This window comes from Bradyrhizobium sp. UFLA05-112, from assembly GCF_053572325.1.
Map to the genome: position 1 here is coordinate 50,841 of NZ_JBANBK010000040.1, position 25,969 is coordinate 76,809.

Annotated in this window: 26 protein-coding genes; 12 read left to right on the plus strand and 14 right to left on the minus strand. The window is 63.7% G+C overall.

Annotation, left to right across the window (positions count from 1 at the left end):
* Position 1: 1 nt before the first annotated feature.
* On the plus strand, positions 2–2,785 hold the full coding sequence (gene treY, locus SO180_RS22855) for a malto-oligosyltrehalose synthase (RefSeq protein WP_449381086.1): 2,784 nt from the start codon (positions 2–4) through the stop codon (positions 2,783–2,785).
* 10 nt (positions 2,786–2,795) lie between these two features.
* Here treY and SO180_RS22860 read toward each other — a convergent pair whose 3' ends face one another.
* Positions 2,796–3,113 (minus strand): polyhydroxyalkanoic acid system family protein, encoded by a 318-nt coding sequence (locus SO180_RS22860; RefSeq protein ID WP_449381087.1) that lies wholly within the window; start codon positions 3,111–3,113, stop codon positions 2,796–2,798.
* Between the two features lie 175 nt (positions 3,114–3,288).
* Between SO180_RS22860 and SO180_RS22865 the strand changes: the two genes are divergently transcribed.
* On the plus strand, positions 3,289–3,453 hold the full coding sequence (locus tag SO180_RS22865) for a DUF3309 family protein (protein ID WP_211384334.1): 165 nt from the start codon (positions 3,289–3,291) through the stop codon (positions 3,451–3,453).
* Positions 3,454–3,591: 138 nt separating this feature from the next.
* Here the strand turns inward: SO180_RS22865 and ligD are convergent, their stop codons facing one another.
* Entirely contained in the window at positions 3,592–6,249 is a 2,658-nt protein-coding gene (ligD, locus tag SO180_RS22870) for a DNA ligase D (RefSeq protein WP_449381088.1), read from the minus strand.
* Between the two features lie 120 nt (positions 6,250–6,369).
* On the opposite strand from ligD, the gene ku reads away from it, so the two are divergent.
* On the plus strand, positions 6,370–7,254 hold the full coding sequence (ku, locus tag SO180_RS22875; protein ID WP_449381089.1) for a non-homologous end joining protein Ku: 885 nt from the start codon (positions 6,370–6,372) through the stop codon (positions 7,252–7,254).
* A gap of 162 nt (positions 7,255–7,416) precedes the next feature.
* Here ku and SO180_RS22880 read toward each other — a convergent pair whose 3' ends face one another.
* The 6 genes from SO180_RS22880 to SO180_RS22905 all read right to left on the minus strand — a co-directional run bounded on the left by SO180_RS22880 (position 7,417) and on the right by SO180_RS22905 (position 15,621).
* A complete protein-coding gene (locus SO180_RS22880) occupies positions 7,417–8,106 on the minus strand; it encodes a response regulator (protein WP_449381090.1) in 690 nt (229 codons plus the stop codon).
* Positions 8,103–10,826: a DUF4118 domain-containing protein gene (locus SO180_RS22885; protein WP_449381091.1), complete on the minus strand. Its 2,724-nt coding sequence runs from the start codon at positions 10,824–10,826 to the stop codon at positions 8,103–8,105. Before SO180_RS22885 ends, SO180_RS22880 begins: the two co-directional genes overlap by 4 nt.
* A gap of 40 nt (positions 10,827–10,866) precedes the next feature.
* Positions 10,867–11,469 (minus strand): K(+)-transporting ATPase subunit C, encoded by a 603-nt coding sequence (locus tag SO180_RS22890; protein ID WP_449381092.1) that lies wholly within the window; start codon positions 11,467–11,469, stop codon positions 10,867–10,869.
* Between the two features lie 112 nt (positions 11,470–11,581).
* Positions 11,582–13,693, minus strand: a complete 2,112-nt coding sequence (gene kdpB / locus SO180_RS22895; protein WP_449381093.1) for a potassium-transporting ATPase subunit KdpB — start codon at positions 13,691–13,693, stop codon at positions 11,582–11,584.
* Positions 13,694–13,716: 23 nt separating this feature from the next.
* On the minus strand, positions 13,717–15,420 hold the full coding sequence (gene kdpA, locus SO180_RS22900) for a potassium-transporting ATPase subunit KdpA (protein ID WP_449381094.1): 1,704 nt from the start codon (positions 15,418–15,420) through the stop codon (positions 13,717–13,719).
* Between the two features lie 111 nt (positions 15,421–15,531).
* Positions 15,532–15,621, minus strand: coding sequence for a K(+)-transporting ATPase subunit F (locus SO180_RS22905; protein ID WP_298102122.1), 90 nt, complete (start codon positions 15,619–15,621; stop codon positions 15,532–15,534).
* Positions 15,622–16,108: 487 nt separating this feature from the next.
* Between SO180_RS22905 and SO180_RS22910 the strand changes: the two genes are divergently transcribed.
* The 3 genes from SO180_RS22910 (at position 16,109) to SO180_RS22920 (ending at position 17,335) form a co-directional block, all read left to right on the plus strand.
* Positions 16,109–16,576: a hypothetical protein gene (locus tag SO180_RS22910; RefSeq protein ID WP_449381095.1), complete on the plus strand. Its 468-nt coding sequence runs from the start codon at positions 16,109–16,111 to the stop codon at positions 16,574–16,576.
* Between the two features lie 41 nt (positions 16,577–16,617).
* On the plus strand, positions 16,618–16,884 hold the full coding sequence (locus SO180_RS22915; protein ID WP_449381096.1) for a hypothetical protein: 267 nt from the start codon (positions 16,618–16,620) through the stop codon (positions 16,882–16,884).
* A 196-nt stretch (positions 16,885–17,080) separates the two neighbouring features.
* Positions 17,081–17,335: a hypothetical protein gene (locus SO180_RS22920; protein WP_449381097.1), complete on the plus strand. Its 255-nt coding sequence runs from the start codon at positions 17,081–17,083 to the stop codon at positions 17,333–17,335.
* 46 nt (positions 17,336–17,381) lie between these two features.
* Here SO180_RS22920 and SO180_RS22925 read toward each other — a convergent pair whose 3' ends face one another.
* The gene (locus tag SO180_RS22925; protein WP_449381098.1) at positions 17,382–17,783 is read right to left on the minus strand and encodes a hypothetical protein; all 402 of its coding nucleotides are present in this window, start codon (positions 17,781–17,783) and stop codon (positions 17,382–17,384) included.
* A gap of 42 nt (positions 17,784–17,825) precedes the next feature.
* Here SO180_RS22925 and dapA point away from each other — a divergent pair, with 42 nt between their 5' ends.
* Positions 17,826–18,743, plus strand: coding sequence for a 4-hydroxy-tetrahydrodipicolinate synthase (gene dapA / locus SO180_RS22930; RefSeq protein WP_449381099.1), 918 nt, complete (start codon positions 17,826–17,828; stop codon positions 18,741–18,743).
* A 41-nt stretch (positions 18,744–18,784) separates the two neighbouring features.
* Here dapA and SO180_RS22935 read toward each other — a convergent pair whose 3' ends face one another.
* Positions 18,785–19,027: a hypothetical protein gene (locus SO180_RS22935; RefSeq protein ID WP_449381100.1), complete on the minus strand. Its 243-nt coding sequence runs from the start codon at positions 19,025–19,027 to the stop codon at positions 18,785–18,787.
* Positions 19,028–19,274: 247 nt separating this feature from the next.
* Between SO180_RS22935 and SO180_RS22940 the strand changes: the two genes are divergently transcribed.
* The 5 genes from SO180_RS22940 to SO180_RS22960 all read left to right on the plus strand — a co-directional run bounded on the left by SO180_RS22940 (position 19,275) and on the right by SO180_RS22960 (position 22,510).
* Positions 19,275–19,466 carry a hypothetical protein gene (locus SO180_RS22940; RefSeq protein WP_449381101.1) on the plus strand — a complete coding sequence of 64 codons (192 nt, stop codon included), beginning with the start codon at positions 19,275–19,277 and terminating at the stop codon, positions 19,464–19,466.
* A gap of 48 nt (positions 19,467–19,514) precedes the next feature.
* Positions 19,515–19,892, plus strand: coding sequence for a hypothetical protein (locus tag SO180_RS22945; protein ID WP_449381102.1), 378 nt, complete (start codon positions 19,515–19,517; stop codon positions 19,890–19,892).
* 118 nt (positions 19,893–20,010) lie between these two features.
* Complete coding sequence (locus SO180_RS22950; protein WP_449381103.1) at positions 20,011–20,139, plus strand: hypothetical protein; 129 nt, start codon at positions 20,011–20,013, stop codon at positions 20,137–20,139.
* A 129-nt stretch (positions 20,140–20,268) separates the two neighbouring features.
* Complete coding sequence (upp, locus tag SO180_RS22955; RefSeq protein ID WP_449381104.1) at positions 20,269–20,904, plus strand: uracil phosphoribosyltransferase; 636 nt, start codon at positions 20,269–20,271, stop codon at positions 20,902–20,904.
* Between the two features lie 34 nt (positions 20,905–20,938).
* The gene (locus SO180_RS22960) at positions 20,939–22,510 is read left to right on the plus strand and encodes an AMP-binding protein (RefSeq protein ID WP_449381105.1); all 1,572 of its coding nucleotides are present in this window, start codon (positions 20,939–20,941) and stop codon (positions 22,508–22,510) included.
* 6 nt (positions 22,511–22,516) lie between these two features.
* Here the strand turns inward: SO180_RS22960 and SO180_RS22965 are convergent, their stop codons facing one another.
* The 4 genes from SO180_RS22965 to SO180_RS22980 all read right to left on the minus strand — a co-directional run.
* Positions 22,517–23,428 carry a flagellin gene (locus tag SO180_RS22965; protein WP_449381106.1) on the minus strand — a complete coding sequence of 304 codons (912 nt, stop codon included), beginning with the start codon at positions 23,426–23,428 and terminating at the stop codon, positions 22,517–22,519.
* Between the two features lie 15 nt (positions 23,429–23,443).
* The gene (gene flgK, locus SO180_RS22970; RefSeq protein WP_449381107.1) at positions 23,444–25,219 is read right to left on the minus strand and encodes a flagellar hook-associated protein FlgK; all 1,776 of its coding nucleotides are present in this window, start codon (positions 25,217–25,219) and stop codon (positions 23,444–23,446) included.
* Positions 25,220–25,241: 22 nt separating this feature from the next.
* Positions 25,242–25,697 carry a flagellar protein FlgN gene (locus tag SO180_RS22975; protein WP_449381108.1) on the minus strand — a complete coding sequence of 152 codons (456 nt, stop codon included), beginning with the start codon at positions 25,695–25,697 and terminating at the stop codon, positions 25,242–25,244.
* A 19-nt stretch (positions 25,698–25,716) separates the two neighbouring features.
* Positions 25,717–25,969, minus strand: a 253-nt coding sequence (locus SO180_RS22980; RefSeq protein WP_449381109.1) for a hypothetical protein, incomplete at its 5' end; no start/stop codon positions are given.

The window sequence follows — 25,969 nt, forward strand, 5'->3', positions numbered from 1 at the left end:
CATGCCTCGTGCCGTTCCGCTCGCCACCTATCGCCTGCAATTCACGGCCGAATTCAACTTCGACGACGCCGCCCGGGTCGTACCCTATCTCAAGGCTCTCGGCATCACGCATGTCTACGCCTCGCCGCTGATGAAGGCGCGCAAGGGCTCGACCCACGGCTACGACATCGTCGACCACAGCCAGTTCAATCCCGAGCTCGGCGGAGAGGCCGGCTTTACCCGTTTCAGCGACACCCTAAAGCAGCATGACCTTGACCTGATCATCGACTTCGTCCCGAATCATGTCGGCGTCCACTTCGCGGATAACCCGTACTGGCTCGACGTGCTGGAATGGGGACAGGCGTCGCCGCACGCGGCCTCCTTCGACATCGACTGGGACCAGTTGCCTTATCGCGCCCGCGGCGGCGTGCTGCTGCCGATCCTCGGCTCGGCCTATGGCGAGGCGCTGGAGCGTGGCGAGATCGAGCTGCGCTTTGATGCAGGCGAAGGCAGCTTTTCGGCGTGGTACTTCGAGCATCGCCTGCCGATCGCGCCGGAGCGCTATGGCGAAGTCCTGCGGATGATCGTGAAGGAGGCGGATGCCGCAGGCAGCGAGGCTGGAAAGCGTCTGCTTGAGCTCGCCGAACGCTACAAGGGACTGCGCCATCCAAACCGCGATGAGGCACCGGCCTTCAGGCTCGAACTGAGGGCGATCACCGGTGCGCCCGAAATCATGGAGCGAGGCCTTGCCGCCTATCGTTCGGCCAAGGACCGCCCGACACAAACGCTTGCCTTGCATCATCTGCTCGAACGCCAGCACTACAAGCTCGGCCATTGGCGGCTCGCCTCCAGCGATATCAACTATCGCCGTTTCTTCGACGTCAACGGTCTCGCCGGGCTGCGGGTCGAGGACGCGAGCACATTTGCTGCCACGCACCGGCTGGTCAAGCAGCTGGTCGCGGACGGCAGGCTGCAGGGTATCCGGCTCGATCATATCGACGGCTTGCGCGATCCCGCACAATATTGCCAGCGGCTCCGCCGGATCGTCCGCGACGCGCAAGGCCCCGCAAAGCCGTTCTACACCGTGATCGAAAAGATCCTGTGCGAGCACGAACGGCTGCCGCGCTTCGCCGGCGTTCACGGCACGACCGGCTATGAATGGATGAACGTCATCACCCAGGTACTGGTCGATGCCAAGGGGCTCGACGCGCTCGACGAAACCTGGCGCCAGATCAGCAACCGCTCGCCGCGGCTTGCACCTTATCTGATGGAAGCCAAGCGACGCGTGCTGGATACGCTTCTCACGAGCGAATTCACCGTGCTGACGCGCCTGCTCGCCCGCATCGCCAACGGGCACTACTCGACGCGCGACTTTTCCGCCGACAGCCTGCGGCAGGCGCTCGAGCTCTACGTGCTGCATTTCCCGGTCTACCGCACCTACATCACGACGAGCGGATCGACGGCGCACGACCGCAGGCTGATCGAAGAGGCCATCGGGCGCGCTCGCGCGGAATGGTTTGCGGCTGACGACGGCATTTTCGACTTCCTGCGCGATGCCCTGACCATGGATCTGCTCAAGCCAGATCGGCCGCCGCACAGTACCCCGCGCGTGCGACGCTTTGCGCTGAAGGTGCAGCAATTCACCGGGCCGATGCTGGCGAAGTCGCTGGAGGATACGACCTTCTATCGCTATCACCGCCTGCTCGCGCTGAACGAAGTCGGCGGCGATCCCGCCGCAAAGGCTCTCGCATTACCCGCCCTCCATGAGACCATGAAGGCACGCGCCAGGGATTGGCCGCATGGCATGACGGCCACGGCCACGCATGACACCAAGCGCGGCGAGGATGCGCGGGCCCGGCTCGCCGCGCTCAGCGAAATCCCGGGTGAATGGACCAGCGCGGTAGCACGCTGGAAGGTGCTGAACGTGCCTCACATAACAACGCATGGCGAGATGCGCGCGCCGTCGGCGACGTTCGAATACATGCTCTACCAGACGCTGCTCGGCGCATGGATGTCCGGGCCGCCTGACGCGGGCTTCATCGACCGCATCCAGGCCTACGCGCTCAAAGCGGCCCGCGAAGGCAAGGAGGAGACGAGCTGGCTCAATCCGAACGAGGCCTATGAGGGAGGCGTACAGAACTTCATTGCGAGGATTCTCGATCCCACCGTTTCCGCCGAATTCCTGGAGGCGCTTCAAACGCTGGGGCGACGCCTCGCCCTGCTCGGTGCACTGAATTCGCTGAGCCAGCTCACGCTGAAGGTAACGCTCCCTGGCGTGCCGGATTTTTATCAAGGCACCGAATTCTGGGATCTGTCGCTGGTCGATCCGGACAATCGCCGTCCGGTTGATTTTGTCCAGCGACAAGTTGCGCTCGACGCGCTGGACCGCCCCGACTGGAACGGTCTTGCCCGGAACTGGTCGGACGGTCGACTGAAGCTCGCCTGGACGCGGCAACTCCTGAAGCTGCGCTCCGAGCTTGCCGACGTCTTTACCCGTGGCGACTACCAGCCTCTGGTGGTGAGCGGACCGCACGCCGACCATGTCATCGCTTTCGCGCGGCGCCACGGACGCGACGCAGCGATCGTCCTGGTCGGGCGAGCCTTTGCACCGTTCACGCAAGGTGGCCGCGAATGGCCGTCATTCGAAGCGCTCGATGCGATTATTGACGCGAAGGGCTATGCGATCGCCGGTCACGAGGGTCATGATCTGCGGCTCTCACAGGCCTTTGGCTCGTTTCCGGCAACCGTCCTGAAGGCTCGCATTGCGCGTGCCGCAAGAGCCGCGCGGCAACCCGCGCCCGCCTGACGCCAAGACTCTACTTGCCATCGCCCTTTGCCAGCAACAATTGCCCACGCTTGCGGATCGTGGCTTGCGCCAGTTCGGCGAAGCGCTGCAACAGCCAGGGCAGCATCACCTCGACCCGCACCTGATCCTCTCCGACATCGACCAAACCGGTCGCGACCTGCCCGAGCGCGCGGATGCGAAAATTCATGCGGTCGCCCTCCCAGCGCTCCTCCTCGACCTGCATCACCGGAATGCTCGCTGCGGCGCGGCCAAGCCCGGATTTCAAACGACGCGCGGCCTCCTCGCGACCGAGACGGTGCGGGATCGAAACGACGAGCGGTGCTGACATGACATTGTCCTCTGCCGACTGATGTAAATCAGGCCGCGTTCGAACACAAAGGTTCCCCTGCTTGACGCCTTCTTATCATGATCCGAGCGAGGAACTTTCGCTACGACGGCAAGTTGCCCCGACGAAAATTGGTCAAGACAACGACCCTTCTTTGCGAGGGCTGGAGGAGATTTGCATGTCCATCGGTACAATCATTCTGATCATTTTGGTCATCGCGCTGCTCGGCGGCTTCAGTGGCATCGGCGGCGGTCCGTTCTACGGCACCGGCTACTACGGTGGCGGCGGACTGGGGCTGATCATCGTCATTCTGCTGATCTTGCTGCTGATGGGACGGATCTAGCTTTGATCGCCGACATCGTAGGGTGGGCAAAGGCGCGAAGCGCCGTGCCCACTTATTCTGTGTCAATCCGGGCAAGCGATGGTGGGCACGCTTCGCTTTGCCCACCCTACCGATTCCACCTCTTCGGTGAATCCGCCACTACTTCACCTTCCCCGCCAGCTTCTTGATCGCCGCCTTGATCGATGCGGCCGCATCGTCATAGCCCTCCCACGCCTTTGATCGCGCCAGAAGTCCTGGCACAGTGCGCAGCGTGTAGCGCCTCGGATCGAGGTCACCCTTCACCTGCGCCCAGGTCAGCGGCATGGAGACGGTGGCGCCGTCGCGGGCGCGCGGCGACAACGGTGCCACGGCCGTCGAAAGACGGTCGTTGCGCAGGTAGTCGAGGAAGATCTTTCCGTTGCGCAGCTTTTTCGACATGTTGAGCAGATATCGCTGCGGATCATCGTCAGCCATCCACCGACATACGCCTTGGGCAAAGGCTTTCGCCTCCTTCCAATCGACCCTGTCCCGCGCACCGTAAAGCAGCGGCACGACGACGTGCATTCCCTTGCCGCCGGTGGTCTTGCAGAAGCTCTCCAGTCCGACGTCGGACAGACGCTGTCGCATCTCCCTGGCCGCCTCGATCACGTTGGGGAAAGCCACGTCCGGCGCGGGATCGAGATCGAACACCAACCGGCCTGGCGTATCATAGGCGTAAGGCGCGCAATTCCAGGGATGCAGCTCGACGCCGCCGATCTGCGCCACCGCCGCCAGCCCCTCGATCCGATCGACCTGCAAATATGGCTTGCGATCGCCGGAGACCTTTGCGAGCTCCAGCAGGTTCGACGTGCCCTGCATGGCGTGACGCTGGAAAAAGCACTCGCCCTTGATGCCGTCGGGCGCTCGAATGAGCGAGCACGGCCTTCCCTTCAGATGCGCGATCATCCATTCGCCGACCGCCTCGAAGTAGTGCGCGAGATCGAGCTTGGTGACGGGATCGCCATCCCCACCGTCTGGCCACAGCTCCTTGTCGGGCTTCGAGATGACGACGCCCATCACTTCCGCGGTACCGGGCTGCTTTGATCTTGTCTTTGACGCAGCCTTCGCCTTGCCCTTCCGCGGCGACGGCTCGGCAAGCTCGGTCTTCACCGGCGCCTCGGCCTCGACCTCCTCGGCGGGCTTATCCTGCCGCAGGCCCTTGAACGCGGCCTGGCGGATATTGCCGTCGGCGGTGAAGCCTGCGAACTCGATCTCGGCCACGAGCTCGGGCTTCAGCCAATGCACGTCGCGGGTCTTCTTCGGCGCGTTCTTGCCGCCGAACGGGCTCTCCCTGGCCTCCGCCGCCTTCAACAGCGGCATGATGCGCTTGACCTTGTCAGCACCAAAGCCGGTGCCGACGATGCCTACAAAGGCGAGATCATTGCCGCGGTGCACGCCCGCCATCAAAGAGCGGAATTTACCATTCGTGGTCTTGTAGCCGCCGATCACGATCTCATGGCCGGCGCGGCATTTCGCCTTGGTCCAGCTTTCGGTGCGCCCTGAACGATAGGGCGCGTCGAGCTTCTTCGAGACCACGCCTTCGAGCTGGAGCTTGCAGGCAGATTGCAGCACGGCATCGCCACCGCTCTCAAAATGCTCGACATAGCGGATCTGGCTCGACTTCCTCTTGCGCGCGTCCAGCAACTTCTTAAGCCGCGTCTTGCGTTCGCCGAGCGGCAGCCGGCGCAGGTCAAGGCCTTCGGCAAACAGGAGATCGAAGGCGAAGAAGATGAGGTCATCGGTCTCGCCGTCCGCAAGCGCCGCCTGCAGCGCGGAGAAGCTCGGCGCTCCGTTGTGGTCGAGCGCGACGATCTCACCATCGATCAGCACGTCCGGCAGCGCGCTGCCTTCCTTAGCGATCGATGCGAATTTTCCGGTCCAGTCGAGGCCTTTGCGGGTCTTGAGGGTTGCTTCGCCATCCTCGACACGAAGCTGCACGCGGTAGCCGTCGAACTTGATCTCGTGGCACCAGCCCTCGCCCGGGTGCGGACGCTCCACCGCCGTGCAGAGCTGTGGCGCGACGAAGTCCGGCATCTCCGACACTTTCTTCGCGGTCGTTGCTGTCGTCGCCTTGCCCTTCTTCAAGGCCGCGCGCGGCGCAGGCTTGATGGTGCGCGTCTCCTGATCGACGCGATTGGACTGCCAGACCGCATCGGCCTTGCCTTTGGTTCCCTTCGCCAGCATGAACGGCTTTGGCGCGCGCCCCTTGCCCTCGGCGATTTGATCCATCGCCCGGCCGGAAGCGACCGATTTGTCCGCGTCCAGGATGTCGTTGCCCTCGCCTTCGCGAGCATAGTCGTCGCGATGCTTGATCAGCAGCCAGTTGGTGCGCTTTTCGCCGTCGCGATTGCGCATGCGCACGAGCACCCAGCTTCCATGCAGCTTGTCGCCATGCAACGTGAACTTGAGGTCGCCCTTCTTGAAGCCGCGCTCGGGATCTTCAGACTCCCAATATCCGCGGTCCCACAGCATCACCGTGCCGCCGCCATACTGGCCTTCCGGAATGGTGCCTTCGAAATCGCCGTAATCGAGCGGATGGTCCTCGACCTCGACCGCGAGCCGCTTGTCATGCGGGTCGAGCGAAGGCCCCTTCGTCACCGCCCAGGACTTGAAGACGCCATCGAACTCCAGCCGGAGATCGTAGTGCAGCCTTGTCGCGTCGTGCTTCTGGATCACGAAACGCCGCTGTTTCGAGGGCGTCACCGCCGTCTCGCCGGACGGCTCCGGAGTGATCTCGAAATCCCGCTTTTTCCGATAGGTGGAGAGGTTTCTCAGCACGACCGGTCCCGCATTTTTTCAAGTGCATTCGAGCCTATCACGGCCAAAGTCCCACCCGGAACCAAAACCCATAAGGTGGGTTGGAGTTCCGAAAACGCATTGAAAACATTGGAGATTGGAATGGCTCCCCGCGCCTATTGGAAAGGAACATTGAAGCTGTCGCTGGTGACTTGCCCGGTCGTCCTTTATCCCGCTGCGACCGCTGCGGCGAAAACACGGTTTCACATGATCAACCGGGAGACCGGCAACCGTCTGAAGCAGCAAATGGTCGATGCCGAGACCGGCGACGTCGTCGAGAGCGATCAGAAGGGACGCGGATACGAGCTACGTAAAGGCAAATATGTCGAGATCGAGCCGGAGGAATTGGAAGCGGTTCAGATCGAAAGCAATCATACGATCGACATCGAAAGCTTCGTGCCGCGCGAGGAGATCGACAAGCGTTACCTCAACCACCCCTACTATGTCGCTCCTGACGGCAAGGCTGCGGTCGATGCCTTTGCTGTGATCCGTGATGCCATGAAGGACGAGGAGCGTGTGGCGCTCGCCAGGATCGTGCTGACGAACCGCGAACATGTCATGGCCATCGAACCGCTCGGCAAGGGTTTGCTCGGCACCACGCTGCGCTACCCCTACGAGCTGCGCGACGAGGACCAGTTCTTCGACGACATCAAGAGCGCGAAGATCACCAAGGACATGGTCGAGCTCGCCGGCCATATCCTGCACACTAAGGCGGCGCATTTCGATCCCAGCAAGTTCAAGGACGAGTACGAGGACGCGCTGAAGGCGCTGGTGAAACGAAAAGCCAGCGGCAAGAAGATCGAGCTGCCTGAGCCGGAAGAACGGCCAAGCAACGTCATCAATCTGATGGACGCGCTGAAGCAAAGCTTGAAGGGAAGAGGCAGGGGACGGGCGTCAGCGCGGTCCCATCCGCGGCGGAGCACGAGCCAGCGTCGCAGCACGCGCAAGACGCATCGTTCGACGGCAAGGCATCGCAAGGCGGGTTGATAGCCTGCGCGCGTGCATCGCCCTACCCCCTCATGGTGAGGAGGCGCGAAGCGCAGTCTCGAACCATGAAGGCCCCGCTGCAGAATACGGGCCCTCATCCTTCGAGACGCGCGTTCCGCGCTCCTCAGGATGAGGAGATAGTCTGATGCCCGGGCAGCTGACTCAATCCCCCGCCTTCAACCGGTACCCGATCCCCGTCTCGGTCAGCACATATTGCGGCCGCTCGGGATCGGCCTCAATCTTCTGGCGAAGCTGGCGGACATAGACGCGCAAGTATTGCGCATCGGTCAGCTCGTCCCATAGCTCTTTCAGCAGGAACCGGTGCGTCAGCACCTTGCCGGCGTGCTGCACGAGCACGCGCAGCAGATCATATTCCTTCGGCGACAGCTTCACTTCGCGCTCACCGACCTTGACGATGCGGCGAACGAGATCGACGGAGAGATCGCCGGCGCGAAACACCGGGCGCTCGCCCTGGACCTGGAGCTGGTGCCGAAGCGCGGCACGCAGCCGCGCCAAGAGCTCGTCCATGCCGAACGGTTTTGTCAGATAGTCGTCGGCCCCGAGATCGAGCGCCTGCACCTTGCCGGCCTCGTCGCCGCGGCTCGACAGCACCACGATCGGCACGCTCTCGTTGCGCGCGCGGATAGTACGGAGCAGTTCGTGGCCCTGGATATCGGGCAGGCCGAGATCGAGGATGATCAGCGCCGGCTCCTCGGTGAGCTTTTCCAGCGCGGTCTTGCCGTTCGACGCTTCCAGGACGTCATAGCCCTGCGTGGTCAGCCCCATCCGCAGCAATTTACGGATGGGCGGCTCGTCGTCGATGATCAGAACCTTGATCGATGGTGCGCTCATGCAGCGGTGTCCAATGCGTTGGTCTGCGCGGGGATCGGCAGGCGAATGGTCAGCATCGCTCCGCTGCGATCCCCGCGGTTCGTCGCCGTGATCGTGCCGCGCATCGCCTCGACGAAGCCGCGGGAGATCGCAAGACCGAGCCCCGTGCCGGGCCGGACATGATCGCCCTTCTGCACGCGATAGAACTTGTCGAACACGCTCTCGAGCTCGCCCGGCGGGATGCCCTCGCCTTCGTCGGCGACCTCCAGCACGACACGATCCTTGTCACGCTGGCTGCGGATCGCGATGGTGGTATCCGGCGGCGAATATTTTGCCGCGTTGTCGAGCAGGTTGAACAGCACCTGCTCGAACAGCACGGCATCGAGCTCGAGCATCGGCAGATCGGCGGCGAGCCGGAGATCGACCTTGTGGCGCGTCAGGATCTTGCTCGCCCGCCTCAGCGCACTGCCGACGATTTCGCCGACGTCGTGCAGCGCCGTGTTCGGCACGATCGCGCCGGATTCGAGCTTGGTCATGTCGAGCAGATTGGCGATGAAGCGATTGAGCCGCTCGGATTCGTCGATCACGGTTGCCAGCAGGTCGCGCTTCTCGGTATCGGACAGGGCGCCGGCGAGGTCACGCATGGTCGAGGCCGCCCCAAGCACGGAGGCGAGCGGCGTTTTCAGGTCGTGCGAGATCGAGGTGAGCAGCGCCGAGCGCAGCCGCTCGGATTCGACCGTGCGCTTGACGCGATCCATATCCTCGACCAGCAGCACGCGCTCGATCGCGAGCGCGCCCTGGTCGACCAGCGCGTCGAGCAGGCGGCGCTGATCGGGCGTGAGCAGCGGGCCGGTGCGGTCATTGTCGATGCCGATCACACCGATCGGGCCGCGCCCGGTGCGCATCGGCAGGAACAGGCGCTTTGCGCCGGGCAGCGTGTCGGAGCCGCGGCCGGCGGGCCGGTCGTTGCTCCAGGCCCAATTGGCCGCAGCAAGGTCAGCCTGGTCGAGCTCATCCTCCGGCGGATAGCCGGACTTGACCGTCAACAGCCCCTCCTCCGGCAACAACAGTACCACGCGCACCTTCAGCATCAGCGCGATCTGGTAGGCCGTCGCCCACAAGACATCGTCGAGCGTCGCGGTGCCCGCCAGCTTGCGGCTGAAGGCATGGAGTTGCTCGGTCATCCTGATGCGCCCGATCGCGGTATCGGCCTGGGTGCGCACGCGAGCCGCGACATTGGACACCAGCATCGCAACCACCATGAACAGGACGAAAGCAGCGACGTTTGTCGGATCGGTGATCGTGAAGGCATAGATCGGCGGCAGAAAGAAGAAGTTGTACGAGAGCGACGCCGCGACGGTGGCGAGCAGTGACGGCCAGAGACCGTAACGCACCGCGACCGCAACCACCGCCGTCAGCAGCACGAGATCGACATTCTCGATGCCAAAATACGGCTGGATCAGCTCGGCCGCGCCAAGTCCAAGCAGAGCGATCCCGAGCGCCTTGAGATAGGGGCGCGGATCGAACGGCTCCGTGCGGGCCGCCGTCTGCACCGCTGTTTTCGGCGCCGCCTCACCTTGTAATTCGTCGCCGGAAATGACGTGCACGGTGATGTTGCCGGAGCGCCGCACGAGGTCGTGCACCACCGAGCCACGCGTCATCTCGAACCAGCGCGATCGCGTCGACTTGCCGATCACGATCTGCGTGACGTTGTTGCCTTGAGCAAAGTTGATGACGTCGTCGGCGATGCGACGGCCGACGCCGGGGATGGTCAGAGCCTCGCCACCGAGCGATTCGGCGAGCCGCAGCGTATCGGCGAGCCGGTCGCGCTCCGCGTCCGAGAGCTGAAGCGATCGCCGCGTCTCGATCGAGATCGCCGTGAATGGCGCGTGCAGCCGGTCGGCCAGCCGCTTGGTGTAGCGCACGAGGCCCGCCGCGCGCGGGTCCTCGCTGACGCATACCAGGATACGCTCGCCCGCGGCCCAGGGACCGGCGATGGCGTTGGCCTGCATATGAGTGAGGAGCTGCTCGTCGACGCGCTCGGCCGTGCGCCGCAGTGCCAGCTCACGCAGCGCCGTGAGATTGCCCGGCGAGAAATAATGCTCCAGCGCCCGCTCGGCCTGCTTGGGCACATAGACCTTGCCCTCCTTCAGCCGCTGGATCAGATCATCGGGCGTGAGGTCGATCAGCTCGATCGCGTCGGCACGATCGAACACCGAATCCGGCACTGTTTCGCGCACTCGCACATGGGTGATCTGCGCGACGACGTCATTCAGGCTTTCGATATGCTGGATGTTGACGGCGGTGTAGACGTCGATGCCGTTCGAGAGTAGCTCTTCGACGTCGAGATAGCGCTTGGGATGTCGGCTTCCATGCACGTTGGTGTGGGCGAGTTCGTCGACGAGGGCGATTTGCGGCCGGCGCGCGATCACCGCGTCGAGGTCCATCTCCTCCAAAACCTGCCCACGATAGTCGAATTTCTTGCGCGGGATGACTTCAAGCCCGCGAAGCAGCGCTTCGGTCTCCGCGCGGCCATGGGTCTCGACGAAACCGACGACGACGTCGATGCCCGCCTTGCGCTTGGCGTGCGCGCTTTGCAGCATCTCATAGGTCTTGCCGACGCCGGGCGCGGCGCCGACGAAGATCTTGAGCTTGCCGCTCGCGCTCTCCTCCCGGCGCGCCGCTTGCAGCAGCGCCTCGGGCGAAGGACGTTGTTCGGGATCGCGGCGCTCTCGGACCATCAGCGCATTATAGTCACCCGGCCAGGGGGAGCCTAGGCCGCTACTTGGCGGCTTGATCGAGCGCTAGGTTCAACGCCAGCACGTTGACCCGGGGCTCGCCGATCAGGCCCAACAGGCGGCCTTCGGTATTGGCGGCCACGATCTGCCTGAGCTGTTCCTCCGGCATACTGCGCGCCTTGGCGACCCGCGGCACCTGGAATTGGGCGGCTTCGGGCGAGATGTGCGGGTCGAGACCGCTGGCGGACGTCGTGACGAGGTCGATCGGCACCGGCTGGCCCGGATTCTGGGCCTTCAGCTTGTCCACATCTTCCTTGAGCCGATCGGCCAGCGCCTTGCTGGTCGGACCGAGGTTGGAGCCGCCGGAATTGGCAGCGTTGTAGGGCGCTGACACCGTCTTGGTCGAATCATTCGGGTCCGGCGCGAGCGTCGCCGACAGGCGACCATGGAAATATCTGTCCTCCTTGAACTCCTGCCCGATCAGGGCGGAGCCGATGACCTTGCCGTCCTTCTCGACCAGACTGCCCTGTGCCTGCGTCGGGAAGAGCACGCCGGCAATTCCGGTCATCGCGAGCGGATAGGCCAGTCCCGTGATGACGGTCAGCGCGACCAGCAGGACGATGGCGGGGCGGATTTCTCTGAGCATGATGTCTCTCCTATTCTCGGTCATTGCGAGCGAAGCGAAGCGAAGCAATCCAGAAATGTCTCCGGTGGTGACGGCCTATCGCGTCGCCGCTCCGCTCCTCGCAATGACGATCTCAAGCAAGGTGCAGGGCGGTGACCACGAGATCGATCGCCTTGATGCCGATAAAGGGAATGATGATGCCTCCCAGGCCGTAGACCATCAGGTTACGGCGCAGGAGCGCACCGGCGCCGACTGCGCGATAGGCGACGCCCTTCAGCGCCAATGGAATCAGCGCGATGATGATCAGTGCGTTGAAGATGATCGCCGACAGGATGGCGCTTTGCGGGCTCGACAGGTTCATCACGTTGAGCACGTTGAGCTGCGGGTAGAACGCCAGGAACATCGCGGGGATGATCGCAAAATATTTCGCGACGTCGTTGGCGATCGAGAAGGTCGTCAGCGCACCGCGCGTCATCAAAAGCTGCTTGCCGATCTCGACTACCTCGATCAGCTTGGTCGGGTTGGAATCGAGGTCGACCATGTTGCCGGCCTCGCGTGCAGCCTGCGTGCCCGTGTTCATGGCGACGCCGACATCTGCCTGCGCTAGCGCCGGCGCATCGTTGGTGCCGTCGCCGCACATCGCAACCAGCTTGCCCTTGGCTTGCTCGTCGCGGATCAGCTTGAGCTTGTCCTCGGGTGTCGCCTGCGCAAGGAAGTCATCGACGCCGGCTTCCGCGGCGATCGCGGCTGCGGTCATCGGATTATCGCCAGTGATCATGATGGTGCGGATGCCCATGCGGCGAAGTTCCGCAAAGCGCTCGCGGATGCCCCCCTTGACGATGTCCTTGAGCTGGACGATGCCCAGCAGGCGACCGTCCTTGGCGACCGCCAGCGGTGTACCGCCGGACTTCGACACCTCATCCGCGATGGCCTGGATCTCGCGTCCGACCTCCGAGAGCGGGGCCGGCTGCATCGCGCGTGCCGTGTTGCCCGAGGCGACCAGCGGCGCACCACCGCCGACATAGTTGAGCATGGCGTCGACCGCACCTTTTCGCACCGATATGCCACCCGCATCGACGCCGCTCATGCGGGTCTGCGCCGTGAACGGGATGAAGGTGGCGCCCAGCTCGGCCATGTCACGGCCGCGGATGCCGTATTTCTCCTTCGCCAGCACGACGATCGATCGCCCCTCGGGCGTCTCGTCGGCGAGCGAGGCGAGCTGGGCTGCGTCAGCGAGCTCCTGCGCGGTCACGCCGCGCACGGGGCGGAACGCAGTCGCCTGGCGATTGCCGAGCGTGATGGTGCCGGTCTTGTCAAGCAGGAGCGTATCGACGTCGCCGGCGGCCTCGACGGCTCTGCCGGACATCGCCAGCACGTTGAAGCGCACCAGGCGGTCCATGCCGGCGATGCCGATCGCCGAGAGCAGCGCGCCGATCGTGGTCGGAATCAGCGTCACGAACAGCGCGACCAGCACGATCACCGAGATCGAGCCGCCTGCATAGGCCGCGTAGCTCGGAATGGTGACGGTGGCGAACACGAAGATGATGGTGAGGCCTGCGAGCAGGATGTTGAGCGCGATCTCGTTCGGCGTCTTCTGCCGTTCGGCGCCCTCGACCAGCTTGATCATGCGGTCGATGAAGGTCGAGCCCTGCGCGGCCGTGATGCGGACGCGGATCCAGTCGGACAGCACCTGTGTGCCGCCGGTCACCGCCGAGCGGTCGCCGCCGGATTCGCGGATCACGGGCGCGGATTCACCGGTGATGGCAGCCTCGTTGACCGATGCGACGCCCTCGATCACTTCGCCATCGGAGGGAATCGTATCACCGGCCTCGACCAGCACGACATCGCCGACCTTGAGGCTGGTGCCAGGCACCAGCTTGAAGGTCTGGTCGGAGCCGGTCAGCAGCTTGGCTTGGCTTTCCGTGCGGGTCTTGCGAAGCGAATCCGCCTGCGCCTTGCCGCGGCCTTCCGCCACCGCCTCCGCAAAATTGGCGAAGAGCACCGTGAACCACAGCCAGAGGATGATCTGGAAGGTGAACCCGAGGCCCGCCCCGCCGGTGAGGAGGTCGCGCAGGAAGATGACGGTCGTGAGCGCCGCGACGATCTCGACCACGAACATCACGGGGTTCTTGATCATGACCCGTGGATCGAGCTTGGTGATGGACGCGCGAACCGCGGGCACAACGATCTTCGGATCGAGCATCGCCGAGACGGAAGCGCGCTTTTGCAGTTTCATGGTTTCCATGGAGGTCACTCCAGACAATTCGATCAGAAGACGTTGCCGGCGTTCATCGCGAGATGCTCGACGATGGGTCCGAGCGCGAGCGCCGGGAAGAAGGTCAGGCCGCCAATGATAAGGATGACGCCGACGACCAGGCCGACGAACAGCCCGCCCGTGGTCGGGAACGTGCCGGCTGACGGCGGATGAGTCTTCTTCCCCGCCAGCGAACCGGCGATCGCCATTGCGGGGATGATCATGAAGAACCGACCTACGAACATCGCACTGGCGAGCGTCAGGTTGTAGAAGAAGGTGTTGCCGGTGAGGCCCGCGAAGGCCGAACCGTTGTTGCCGGTCGCCGAGGTGTAAGCGTAGAGCACCTCGGTGAAGCCGTGCGGCCCCGCGTTCGCCATCGAGGCTACCGCCGGCGGGAACACCACGGCAACCGCGGTCCAGCCGAGATACATCAGGGGCAGCACCAGGATCGCGAGCATCGCCATCTTGACCTCGCGCGCCTCGATCTTCTTGCCGACATATTCCGGCGTGCGGCCAACCATGAGCCCCGCGACGAAGATCGCGATCACCACGAACAGCAACATGCCATAGAGGCCGGCGCCCACGCCGCCGACGATGATCTCGCCGAGCTGCATGTTGATCAGCGGGATCATGCCGCCAAGCGCGGTGAAGCTGTCATGCATGGCGTTGACGGCGCCGCAGGACGCGGCCGTGGTGATCACGGCGAACAACGAGGATGCGACGATGCCGAAGCGAACCTCCTTGCCCTCCATGTTACCTCCGGTGAGACCCAGCGCCTGCAGGGTTGAGGTGCCGTTGGCCTCGGCCCAATAGGTCACCGCGACACCTGCGACGAACAAGACGCCCATCACGGCGAGGATCGCCCAGCCCTGGCGCGGGTTGCCGACCATGCGGCCGAACACGTTGGTAAGTGCAGCACCCAACGCAAAGATCGAAATCATCTGCACGAAGTTCGACAGCGCGGTCGGGTTCTCGAAGGGATGCGCCGCATTGGCGTTGAAGAAGCCGCCGCCATTGGTGCCGAGCATCTTGATCGCAACCTGCGACGCCACCGGGCCGACCGCGATGGTCTGCCTGGCTCCTTCGAGCGTGGTCGCCTCGACATAGTCGCCAAGCGTCTGAGGCATGCCCTGCGAAACCAGGAACAGCGCATAGACGATGCATATCGGCAGCAGCACATATAGGGTGCAGCGCGTGACATCGACCCAGAAATTGCCGATGGTGCGCATCGACGCGCGCGAAAAGCCGCGGATCAGCGCCACGGCAAGCGCGATGCCGGTCGCTGCCGACAGGAAGTTCTGGTGCGTCAGGCCCAGCATCTGCACGAGATACGATACCGTGCTCTCGCCGCCGTAGTTCTGCCAGTTGGTGTTGGTGATGAAGGAGACGGCGGTGTTGAAGGACAAATCCTCCGCGACCGCCGACTGACCGGCCGGGTTGAACGGCAGCACGGCCTGGAGCCGCATTACGGCATAGATGATGAGGAAGCCGCCGATGTGGAATAGCAGCATCGCGACCGTATAGGTCAGCCAATGCTGCTCCCGCTTCTCGTCCACGCCGGAGATCCAGTAGAGCCCGGCCTCGACCGGGCGCAGCACGGGCGACAGGAAGGTGCGCTCACCATTGAAGACGCGGGTCATGTACCAGCCGAGCGGCTTGGTCAGGGCGAGGATGATGACGCAGAACAGAATGATCTGGAGCCAACCGATGACAGTCATGGCATTAACCTTTGAGGACTCGCCTTCCGTGCAGAAGCGGTGGAAGCAACGTAAGCAGAAGCGCGACGAGCAGAGCGTCCGCCAGCAGCAGTTTGAGCAGCAGAAGCACCGTCAGAACCGCTCGGGCCGCAGCAACGCATAAGTGAGGTAGAAGAGAAGGCCCAGCGAGACGACCGCGGCGAGCGAATAATCGAAGATCATGGTCAAGCTCCCGTCAGAGCCGTTCGCAGGCGTAGGTGTAGCCGATCGCGAGCGCGAAGAAGGCCGAAGCCAACGCCAGCATGATGATATCGAGCATGAGAGTATCCCTATGCATCCAAGCGCAGTCCGGATACGGATGCCGCGCTGTCAGGCCGACAAGTGCCACCCGAGGCATAGGTTTTCGAGATGGAGGCTATGGCGACGATATAGGAATCTCATAAAGGCCGAGCGCGGCGTGGAGCTCTGGCAGTTCTACAGGTGTCTGGCTGGCGCGCTGGCCGGCGTCACAAATCACGCTGTCGTCCTGGCGCGCCGGGACGACGATTGTGAGTTTGGAGAAGCTACGGACCCCTTACGCGGCCCGCTCCGATCTTTATGAAATCCCTATATTTCTCTCCCCTGCCCCATCTCGCTTTCAAATGCCCCTCCCGCGATCTTGATGGCATCGGCTGCGGACCCGCAACCGGCCCATGATCGAGACGCCGTCATGTCTTCCGTTCTGCAAAATTTCGATCCGGCCTCGCTCGGCGAGCGGCTTCGCAGAGCGCAGGCGGTCACGCGGCCCCTGATGCTCGACCTCATCGACAAGGCCTGCCGCCGTTTCCCTTCGCTCGGGCAGAGCGAACGAACCGCACGGCTGTCGCGCCTGATCGATGCCGAAGCCTGGGCCGATGCTGCGCTCGTGCTCCTGGAACTCGAATTGCCACTGTGGCAGGTCCGCCGCATCGCCTATGACGATGGCGAATGGTATTGCGCGCTCTCGCGCGAACGCGAGTTGCCGGATTGGCTGGAGAACTCGGTCGAGGCGCAGCACGCCGATCTCGCTCTCGCTCTGCTCTCGGTTGTTGTAGAGGCGCAGATGCTAAGTGCGGAAAAGACCCGGCCAAGCGTTCCGTCCGTTCGCCAGGCCGCGAGTCAGCTGTACGAACCGGTCAACTGCGATCATTTCGGCTAGCTCGCAGTCGGGTGCACCGAACCTTGTCGCGATCGCCAGACATGCCACACGCGCTGAGCACACCCAAGGTGCTCGTGCGCTTTCTCGTGCGGGCCGCGCTGCTCGGCTGCTTTGCTGCGTTCAGCAGCGTCGGCTTCGGCAAGAGCCTCACTGCCCTGCTCTGGATGGCGATCATCCTGTGCGTACTCGTCGGGCTGATCAAGCGCGAGCCACCGTTCCGCACGCGCCTTAATCATTGGGACGAGGCGGTCGCGTTCGGCGCATTGTTTGCGCTGGTGCATGTCGTCGGTCTTGTCGAAGCAGTCTGAAGACCGTTCTCCCCCGACTTTATAACGTTCCTACAAGATCGCCCCGCGGCCGCCCTCGAAATCATATTCGCAAGCCGAGATATTAGCGGGACAAGCCACGCAAAGCGTGCCCGCAACGAATTCTCCCAATATTCGTCGGAAGCGGACAGCCTCCGTCGGAGGGTGCGCATTTGCGTCGACCAGAAGGAATTCTAACGTGAAACTCGTCGAACCTCCGTCGTGCAGCTCGCCTTCAACTGTTGTCTTCATCGGCCGGAATCGCAGGGGACAGTGGGTCGCCCAGGAACAGGACGGCCTCTATGGCGGGCTCTTCGTCAGCCGCGCCCAAGCGATCAAGTACGCGCTGTTCGAGAACGGACATCATATCGAAACCATCGTCGAACTGCCTCGTGAGATCGAGCTCGACATGAACCGCACGCCGCAAGTGGCCGCCGACCGGCGCGCCGCCTGACGGAACGCAGATCTTCCCAGAGAGTATCCAAATGCTCCAGCTCCATTCAGTTACCCCCGAGCACGATCAGGTCGTCGAGACCACGATCGCGCTTACGCATCTTTCCAACCTCCATCGTGCGATCGTCGCGGGCCAGGGCAGTACCAGCCTGTATCTCGCCCTGCGGCGGCGCGGCTTTGTCCGGATTGGATTCCCGTCGACGTTTCGCCTGCGCAAGGCGACATGCGCCGTCGGTCTCATCACCGTCCAGGAATCGATCGACGAATTTGAAAGCGCCTTTGCGCAAATCGCCCCTTCCCTGAGTGCCGCAGCGACAATTGCGGTTCGCATCAAGGCGGGCGAAAGCGGTTTCGCACTCAAGATCCGCAAGAAGCTCGAACAGCTCGGCTTCCGGATCGAAGCGGGCGTGAGGTGCCATCAAGGGCTGGTTCTGTCTGCGCGGCGACAAGGCCTCGCTCAGATGGACCGCGCGGCGTGAGGTCCCCTAACCATGCTCGTCCCTCCGTCCGTCTGGCTCGCCGGCTATATCCCTGATCTGCCGACCCCGTTCAACGCGGCAGGCCTCGTCGATCTCAAGGCTTTCGCAATGCTCTGCGAGCGCCAGATCGCGGCCGGTGCTCCGGCGCTCCTGGTTTGTGAGACGACTGGCGAAGCTCCAACGCTGACGGCGGCCGAGCAGGAGCTGATCATCCGCGCTGCGGTCGATGTCGCGCGCGGTCGATGCAGGATCATCGCCGGCGCCGTTGCGAACGCAACCGATCATGCCATCGAGCTCACCCGTCGGGCGGAAGCCGCTGGCGCGGACGCAGTCCTGTCGGTCGTGCCGTACTACAACAAGCCGATGCAGCAAGGCATGCTCGCACATTTCCGGGCGATCGCGGACGCGACCGGCCTGCCGATCATTCTGCACGATATTCCCTCGCGCACGCTGCGCCCCCTCGCCGACGACACGCTCGCGCGCCTTGCCGAGAACAGCCAGTTCGTCGGCTTGCGCGATGGCAGCAGCGACATCTCCCGGCTGACGCGCCTCAGCGGGCTTTTGCCTGCCGTCTTCCGACTGCTGTCCGGCGACGACGCAACCGCCTTCGGCTTCATCGCGAGTGGCGGCGGCGGCGCGATGTCGGAGGTCGCCAACATCGCCCCTGATCTCTGCCGGACGATCTTTTCGCAGGTCAGACAGGGCCGCCTGCAATCCGCCCGCTATCTGCACACGCGTCTCGGTCCCCTCGTGTCCTGTCTTTCGAAGGAAAGTCCCGCGGCCCTCAAATGCGCGCTGAGTCTGCTCGGCCTCATGCGGCCAGACACGCGGTTGCCGATCGTACCGCTCGACGACGCAGCCCAAGCGGATGTCGCAAGAGCATTCGCCGCAATCGCCGATGAAGAATTGATCGACGGCGTCGGAACCTGACGTTTCGCAGACCAGCCGGATATCGCATGCGTTCGCCGCTATCAGCCAAGGAACCGCGCAGGCTGCTCCACGCCTGGCAGTTGGCGGTACTGCGCTTTGCGGTGACGCGCAACGACGGTGACAGGCTCAACGTTGCGGCTCTCGCTGCGGAACTCGACCGGTTTGGGCGTCGAGATTCCGAAGACTCGCTGCATTTCTTCCGCCGAACCAGCTCCCAGCTCTGCGCGGCGATCACTGGGCAGCAGCAGAATGCAGACGCCATCCTGAAATGCTTTTGCGACCAAATCGGTGAACCGCGCCTGCGCCTCGCCTTCGCCGCGGCTGTCGGAACAGCGAATGCTGCTCCGCCCGCGGCACGACCAAAGCGGAACCGCGACCTGTTCAGAGGGCTGCCGGCGCGACGAACGGCATCTTTATGACATTCCTATGCGGCGGCCTCGGCGTTCGTCTCGCAATCCTACGCCGCGATGAACATCATACGAGGTAGATTGGAGCGGCCATCTCGCCCTGGCACGGACAAGGACCCATCAAATGTCGATGCTGACACATGGCTTAGAACGGCCCTTTGACTGGGCGGAACGCTCGGCGCGGATCTCGAAGGCGCGGAAGTCCCAGCTCAAACGCCACGCTTTGCGCGTGCTCGCCGTACTCTCGGCGAGTGGCGTGCTCACTGCGCTCATCGCACTGAAGACCGCAATCTATGTCTGGCGCTTCCACGCTTGACCGGCATGGTAGACGATCATGACCTTGGAGATGTCTGAGGAGGCCGCCATGGCCACGATCGCCCTTCAAGCTGCGCATCTCCCGTCTCAGCCTCCGCAGGCAAAGCGGGCATCCGAGCCGACGACTGCGCTCCAGCCGCTCGATCCCAATATCGTCAGCGCCTCCATCCCCGCCTTCTTCATCGGCCGCAACGCGACCGGCCTCTGGGTCGCCCGCGAGGCCAGGGGACGCGTTGGCGGGGTCTTCCTGTTCAAGAGCTCCGCGGTGGAATTTGCACATCGGCAGAGCCGACCGGCGCAATGCGCGCTCGTGTTTCCATCCGAAACGTTCGAGCTTGATATCGAGAACGACGGCAATCCTTTCGCCGCTCAACTGGCCCCGTGGATTGGTCAAGCCAGACGCCGTCTGGCGCGCCTCGCCGCATGATAGCGGAGAACGCGTGAAATGATTGAACGCAAGATCATCATCATGGTCGCGCTGATGGGAGCTCTCTTTCTCGGCACGCGCGTTGGCGCGCCGCCTGCCCCCGCATTGGACGATTGAGATGCAGCCCACGAAGGCAAATCTCGAGCACGCCGTCACGGTCACCATCTTGACCCTGACCTTGAGCCTGGTCTGGGGCGGCATTCTGACGCTCGTGATCACGCTGATCGCGCGCGGATTGGGCGTCTAGGCCAGACTACGAGGCCAGCAACCGGGCGAGGACCTCGGTCGCGATGCCCGCTGGTTAGGCAGTTCGTGCGCAGGGAAAACGCTGCGGGCGATCTGGCGCAAGCTCGGGGAACCGTGTAGAGCGGTTGCCATGGGTAGCAGCAACGTCCACGTCGTCGATCACCCCCTGGTCCAGCACAAGCTCTCGCTAATGCGGGAAAAGGACCGCTCGACCAAGAGCTTTCGCGAGATCCTGAACGAGATCGGCATGCTCTTGTGCTACGAGGTGACGCGCGACCTGCCGCTAGAGCTCGTGGAAATCGAGACGCCGATCTCGCCGATGCAGGCACCGAAAATCGCCGGCAAGAAGCTCACGCTGGCGCCGATCCTGCGCGCCGGCGTCGGATTCCTCGACGGCATGCTGGCGTTGATGCCATCCGCCCGCATCGCCCATATCGGGCTCTATCGCGATCCCGCGACGTTGCAGGCGGTGGAGTACTACTTCAAGGCGCCGCAGGACCTCTCCGACCGCACCGTGATCCTGATGGACCCGATGCTGGCGACCGGCAACTCCGCCTGTGCCGGCGCGTCCCTGCTCAAAGCCCGCGGCGCTCGCGACATCCGCTTCGTCTGCCTGCTGGCCGCCCCGGAAGGTATCGCGCAGTTCCAGTCGGAGCATCCGGACGTGCCGATCTGGACCGCCGCCGTCGACGAGCGGCTGAACGACCACGGCTATATCGTACCGGGCCTGGGCGATGCCGGCGACCGGATGTTCGGCACCAAGTAGACAGTTTTGCGCGATCGGGTTACTGCGGGTAGCCATGCGCCCCAACGATCGCTCGCTGCAATCGCTGATTGGGATCGAGACCTTCTCCGATCCCGCGCTGGTGTTTGACGGTACGCCTGTCCCGCGCGCCGAATTGTCAGGCAGGATCGACCAGACTGCAGCTTGGCTCGCCGCGCAAGGCATCGGCAAAGGCGATGTCGTCGCGGTCTGGCTGGTCAACCGCATCGAATGGATTGCGCTGCTGTTCGCTGCCGCCCGACTTGGCGCAATCATTGCCGCGGTCAACACGCGCTACCGCAGCGCGGACGTCGCCCACCTCCTGCGGCTCTCCGGTGCGAAGCTTCTGGTGATGGAGACAGCGTTCCGCTCGATCGACTTTGCCGCCATTCTCGCCGGTATCGCAGAGAGCGATGTACCAGCGCTTGAAAAGCTCGCCGTGGTCGGCGCGGATACGATTCCGGCCCAATGGCCCGGCGTGCGCTTCGATGCCTTCGAGACTCCTCATCCGGCTGCGCCATCACGCGGCGACGTCGACCTGCCGGTGCTGCTCTACACCACCTCGGGTACGACCAAGGGGCCGAAACTGGTGGCGCATTCGCAAGCGACACTGGCTATGCATGCGGCGGGGATCGCCAGCGCGCTCGCGCTAGCGCCGCAGCGCCATTCACTGCTCGCGATGCTGCCCTTCTGCGGCACGTTCGGGATGACGGGCCTGCTCGCCTTTCTCGCGGCCGGCGTCACCATCCACGTGCTCGATGCTTTCGAGGCCGAGCCGGCGCTCAAGATCCTCGGCGAGCACGGGATCACGCATTGCTTCGGCTCCGACGAGATGTTCCGCCGCATCCTCGCGCTTACCGATGCGCCACGGCCGTTCCCACACACGGAAGTGTTCGGCTTCGCCGCGTTCCAGCCGGGTTGGCGCGAGTTTGCGGCGGAGGCCGAGGCGCGGGGCCTGCCGCTGTTCGGCCTGTATGGGTCAAGCGAAGTGCAGGCCCTGTTCTCGATCGGCCGGCGCGATGCCAGCTTCAGAGACCGCATCGAAGGCGGCGGCTGGCCGATGTCGCCGGAGGCTCGCGTGCGGGTGCGCGATGCGGACAGCGGCAAGCTGGTGGGACCCGGCGTCTCCGGCGAGATTGAGATCAGCGCACCGTCGTGCTTCCTTGGTTATTTCAAGAATCCGCAGGCGACGCGCGACGCAACCACCGAAGACGGCTTCTTCCGCACGGGCGATATCGGGAGGCTGCGCACCGACGGCTCCTTCGTCTACGAAACGCGTGCGGGCGACGCCATGCGGCTCGGCGGCTTCCTCGTCGCGCCCGGCGAGATCGAGGACGAGTTGAAGTCCTGCGCCGGCGTTGCCGATGCGCAGGTCGTCGCCGTCGATCTGAACGGACAAGCCCGCTGCGCCGCCTTCGTGATCCCGGCAAAAGAGCAGCCGCAGGAGGCCGCGCTGATCGCGCGCTTGCGCGAGCGGCTGGCCGGCTACAAGGTTCCCGCACGCATCTACTTCGTCGCCGCCTTTCCCGTCACCGACAGCGCCAACGGCGTCAAGATCCAGCGCGCTAGGCTGCGTGCAATGGCCATGGAGAAGATTACCGCGGAATAACGGCGTCTATTTCAGGTAGCTCGCGAGATTCATGCCCAGGATTTTTGCGAGCGCCGAATAGGACGCGGTGAGCTGGGACTGGTAGGTCGAGAGCTGCGCCGTGATGGCCGCGACATCCACACTCGTGAGATCGCTCCCGAGCGTTTCGGCATAACTCTTGTAGTCGCTCTGGCGCGCGCTCGCCGTCTCGATCGAGGATGCGGCGCTCGAGAGCTTTGCTTGCACCGCGGCGGTATCGTCCAGCGCCGCGCTCGCCAGATCCAGCGCGCTGGTGATTTCCGATGACGATAGCGAGGAGCTGTTGGCGACGAATTTGAGGACGCGCATCACCTCTTCGAAGGCCGAATTGTCCGCCGTCACGCCGTAGGACACGCTCTGGTCGGTCGCAACGCGGACCGAGGCGATCTCGCTGTCACCGACATAATAGCTGGTATCAGCCGTCGTGGTGGATCCCGTGCCAGTGGCGAAGCTCGTGAGGTCGACCGGCGCCGTCTCCGTCTTGCCTCCGGCAAACACGTACTGGCCGTCATATTGCGTGTTGAGCAGCGATCCCATCTCGCCCAGCATCTGCTGTGCCGAAGAGATCACCGAGTCACTCTCCGTCGAACTCCCGGTCGAAGCAGCGCTGAGCTGGGAGCGGAGCTGGGTGATGATGTCGGCCATCGAGCCGACCGCGGAATACATCACCTGCACCTTGCTGTCGGCGAGCGTCGCCGCGTCGATGTAGGACTGCGCCCGTGTCACCGAGACCTGAAGGTTGACCACGTGCTGCGCGGTCGAGCCATAGCCGCCGAAATCGGTCGAGATGACGCCCGATGATTCCTGGATCTGCTCGTTGGCCATGACGGCCTGAACGCGCAGCGCATCCGCGATCATCGTGCTCGACTGCGCGAAAGTGGCCACCCGCATCGCGACCATGGACCCTCTCCCGCCTTAGGACGACTGCACGGCGCTCAGCAGCGCCGAATACATGGTGTTGATGGCCTGGATCAGTGCGGAGGCCGCCGTATACTTGTTTTGCAGCGTGCTCAGGCGCGCCGATTCCTCATCGAGATTGACGCCCGATTGCGATGACAGCGAGCTCGCATAGGTCGACTGCGCGGTCTCTTTGGCAGTGTAGTTGGTGGAGGCCTGGGAGGACTTGCTCGCGACATCGGAGACGATCGCCGCGGCATAATCGGCGAACGAGCCGGTGGTCGCCGCCAGCCCGCCGGACGACCCGAATGTCCGCGAATCCGTCAGCGCGTCGTAGAAGTCGTTGACCACCGTCGCCGAGCCCGACGACAGAACCTGGCTGCCGACGGTCAGGCTGGATGACGAATCCAGCGTCGCAAGCTGCAGCTCATCGGTGCCGGAGAGGATGCTGCTGTTGACCGCGATATCGGACGCGCTGGTGCCCGTCACCAGATCGTTGAGACCGAAATACTCCGAAAACCCCTCGCTCGAGCTTCCTACCGAACTCGTCATCTCGTTGATCGCGACGCCGTCGCTGGAGTTGGTCGACGTGATCGTCAGATGACCATTTGAATCGATGGACGCCGAAAGCCCGGAGATGCCGTTGATGGCGGTGACGAGGTCTCCCACGGTGGAATAAGAGGACAGATCGAGATCGCTGTAGGAGACCAGATTGCCGCTCTGATCCGTGACCGCAAGCCGCACCGTGCCTGTCGCGGATAGCGCCGTCGCGCTGGTCACGCTGGTGGTGCCGGTGAGGCTGGTTGGCGGCGGCACTGACGAGGCGCTGTTCGACACGCCATTCATTGCCGAGGCGAACTGCTGGGCGATCTGGTCGAGCTGGGACTGCGCGGCCGGCAGGGTCTTGTCGCGCAGCGTGATCAGGGCCCCGATGTCGCCGCCGGTGATCTGCGAGGTTACGTCGACCCCGTTCACGGTAATGGCGCTGAAGCCGCTGGACGACGAGCCGGCGCTGTAGACGGTCGATGAGGAGACGTTCGCCGCCGTCGTATAGCTGATCGTATGCGCGGTGCTGTCGACCAGCGCTTGGCCGGACGTCGTGTAGATCTGGAGATCGCCGTTTGAGGCCGTGTAGTAGTTGACATTCATCTTGGAGGCGACGTCCTGCAGCGCGGTGTTGCGCTGGTCCTCCAGATCCGCCGTCGACTGGCCGGCCGCCGCGGTCTGCTTGATCTCGGCGTTGAGGTCGGCAATCTGCTGCAGGTCCGAGTTCACGTCGTCGATCGAGGACGAAATATCCTGGTCGGCATTGGAGCGTAGTTTCTGGATGCCGCTCGAGGTCTCACGCAACTGGCTCGCGACGTCATCGAGCGCGCTGACGACATTGGATTGCAGCGAGGCGCTGTTCGGCGTGCTGGCGAGCGACGACAGCGCGGATTCCAGCGACGCGATTGAATTGGCAAGCGACGTTCCGGTCGACGATGAGTCCGAGCTCGAGGTCGAGCCGTAGAGTTTCTGGAGGGAAGTCAGGTAGGTGTTGGTCGTGTCGGCCGATCCGAGGTCGGAGGTCGCAGAGATCAGCGACTTCAACAACAGCTTGTCGACATTCGAGGTAATGCCCGTCACCGTGACGCCGGTGCCGACGCCGTTGGTGACGCTGCTCGCCTGGCTTGCGGTCTTCTCGGTATAGCCCGTCGTGTCGGCGTTCGAGATATTCGACGACGTCACGCTGATCTGCACCTGCGTGGCCGATAGCCCGCTGAAGGCGATCAATCGTGCGATATCGAGCGACACGGCGGCTTCCCTTCCCCTGCTCTCAGGCCTGACGAATGGTGCCGCTGGAGACCGCGCGCGCGGCGAGCCGTCCAGACGCACCGTAGGGCGACACCGCGGCGATCTGCTCGCGGATCGCCTGCATCACCGCCTCGATACGGCGGTTGCTGGCCTCGATCGCCGCGCGCAGGCGCACCAGATTTTCGTCCATCGCCGCGCGTAGCTTGAGGATCCGCTCCATGAGCTGTTCGCGCAGGATCCGGTCGCGGACATCAAGGCTGGTCGAGCCGGCCGCGCACTCAGCAACGGTTCTTTCGAATACTTCCGCCAGCCGGTTCTTCTCATCGACCTGCTTCAGTCGCGAGGCCGGAAGCCCCTTGGCGAGCTCCGCGTTCTCTTCGGCGACCAGCGCGGTCAGGCCGTCGATCAGCGCGATCAGTGATTTGATGCGCGCGTCGCCCTCGACGGTGGTTGTCCTGGTGATTTGAGCCTGTTTCATGTTCGTTGCTTTCGTGGTCTCAATTATGGCGCCGGCCGCGGCCGATCTGCGCGCCGCGCAAATAGGCGCCGATCGCCGTGGTTCTCATGCTCGTCTGCCGTGTTTCGTCCTCGATTGCCTTGGATTCGCGGATCAGGCCGCGGCGTGCGGTCTCGATGTCGTCGAGTAGCGCGAGCAATTCTCCGCGTTCCCGGCCTGCAGTACGGGCGCGTGCGATCAGCCGCCGCAGTCGCAGCAGCAACGCCTCTCCCGCGGCATGGCTCCGTTCCCCG

Excerpts from the sequence above, each read along its gene's own strand:
- treY (WP_449381086.1), top strand. The coding sequence starts at position 2 with ATGCCTCGTGCCGTTCCGCTCGCCACCTATCGCCTGCAATTCACGGCC.
- SO180_RS22860 (WP_449381087.1), bottom strand. The coding sequence starts at position 3,113 with ATGTCAGCACCGCTCGTCGTTTCGATCCCGCACCGTCTCGGTCGCGAG.
- SO180_RS22865 (WP_211384334.1), top strand. The coding sequence starts at position 3,289 with ATGTCCATCGGTACAATCATTCTGATCATTTTGGTCATCGCGCTGCTC.
- ku (WP_449381089.1), top strand. The coding sequence starts at position 6,370 with ATGGCTCCCCGCGCCTATTGGAAAGGAACATTGAAGCTGTCGCTGGTG.
- SO180_RS22880 (WP_449381090.1), bottom strand. The coding sequence starts at position 8,106 with ATGAGCGCACCATCGATCAAGGTTCTGATCATCGACGACGAGCCGCCC.
- SO180_RS22885 (WP_449381091.1), bottom strand. The coding sequence starts at position 10,826 with ATGGTCCGAGAGCGCCGCGATCCCGAACAACGTCCTTCGCCCGAGGCG.
- SO180_RS22890 (WP_449381092.1), bottom strand. The coding sequence starts at position 11,469 with ATGCTCAGAGAAATCCGCCCCGCCATCGTCCTGCTGGTCGCGCTGACC.
- kdpB (WP_449381093.1), bottom strand. The coding sequence starts at position 13,693 with ATGGAAACCATGAAACTGCAAAAGCGCGCTTCCGTCTCGGCGATGCTC.
- kdpA (WP_449381094.1), bottom strand. The coding sequence starts at position 15,420 with ATGACTGTCATCGGTTGGCTCCAGATCATTCTGTTCTGCGTCATCATC.
- SO180_RS22905 (WP_298102122.1), bottom strand. The coding sequence starts at position 15,621 with ATGATCTTCGATTATTCGCTCGCCGCGGTCGTCTCGCTGGGCCTTCTC.
- SO180_RS22910 (WP_449381095.1), top strand. The coding sequence starts at position 16,109 with ATGTCTTCCGTTCTGCAAAATTTCGATCCGGCCTCGCTCGGCGAGCGG.
- SO180_RS22915 (WP_449381096.1), top strand. The coding sequence starts at position 16,618 with ATGCCACACGCGCTGAGCACACCCAAGGTGCTCGTGCGCTTTCTCGTG.
- dapA (WP_449381099.1), top strand. The coding sequence starts at position 17,826 with ATGCTCGTCCCTCCGTCCGTCTGGCTCGCCGGCTATATCCCTGATCTG.
- SO180_RS22940 (WP_449381101.1), top strand. The coding sequence starts at position 19,275 with ATGTCGATGCTGACACATGGCTTAGAACGGCCCTTTGACTGGGCGGAA.
- SO180_RS22945 (WP_449381102.1), top strand. The coding sequence starts at position 19,515 with ATGGCCACGATCGCCCTTCAAGCTGCGCATCTCCCGTCTCAGCCTCCG.
- SO180_RS22950 (WP_449381103.1), top strand. The coding sequence starts at position 20,011 with ATGCAGCCCACGAAGGCAAATCTCGAGCACGCCGTCACGGTCACCATC.
- upp (WP_449381104.1), top strand. The coding sequence starts at position 20,269 with ATGGGTAGCAGCAACGTCCACGTCGTCGATCACCCCCTGGTCCAGCAC.
- SO180_RS22960 (WP_449381105.1), top strand. The coding sequence starts at position 20,939 with ATGCGCCCCAACGATCGCTCGCTGCAATCGCTGATTGGGATCGAGACC.
- SO180_RS22965 (WP_449381106.1), bottom strand. The coding sequence starts at position 23,428 with ATGGTCGCGATGCGGGTGGCCACTTTCGCGCAGTCGAGCACGATGATC.
- SO180_RS22975 (WP_449381108.1), bottom strand. The coding sequence starts at position 25,697 with ATGAAACAGGCTCAAATCACCAGGACAACCACCGTCGAGGGCGACGCG.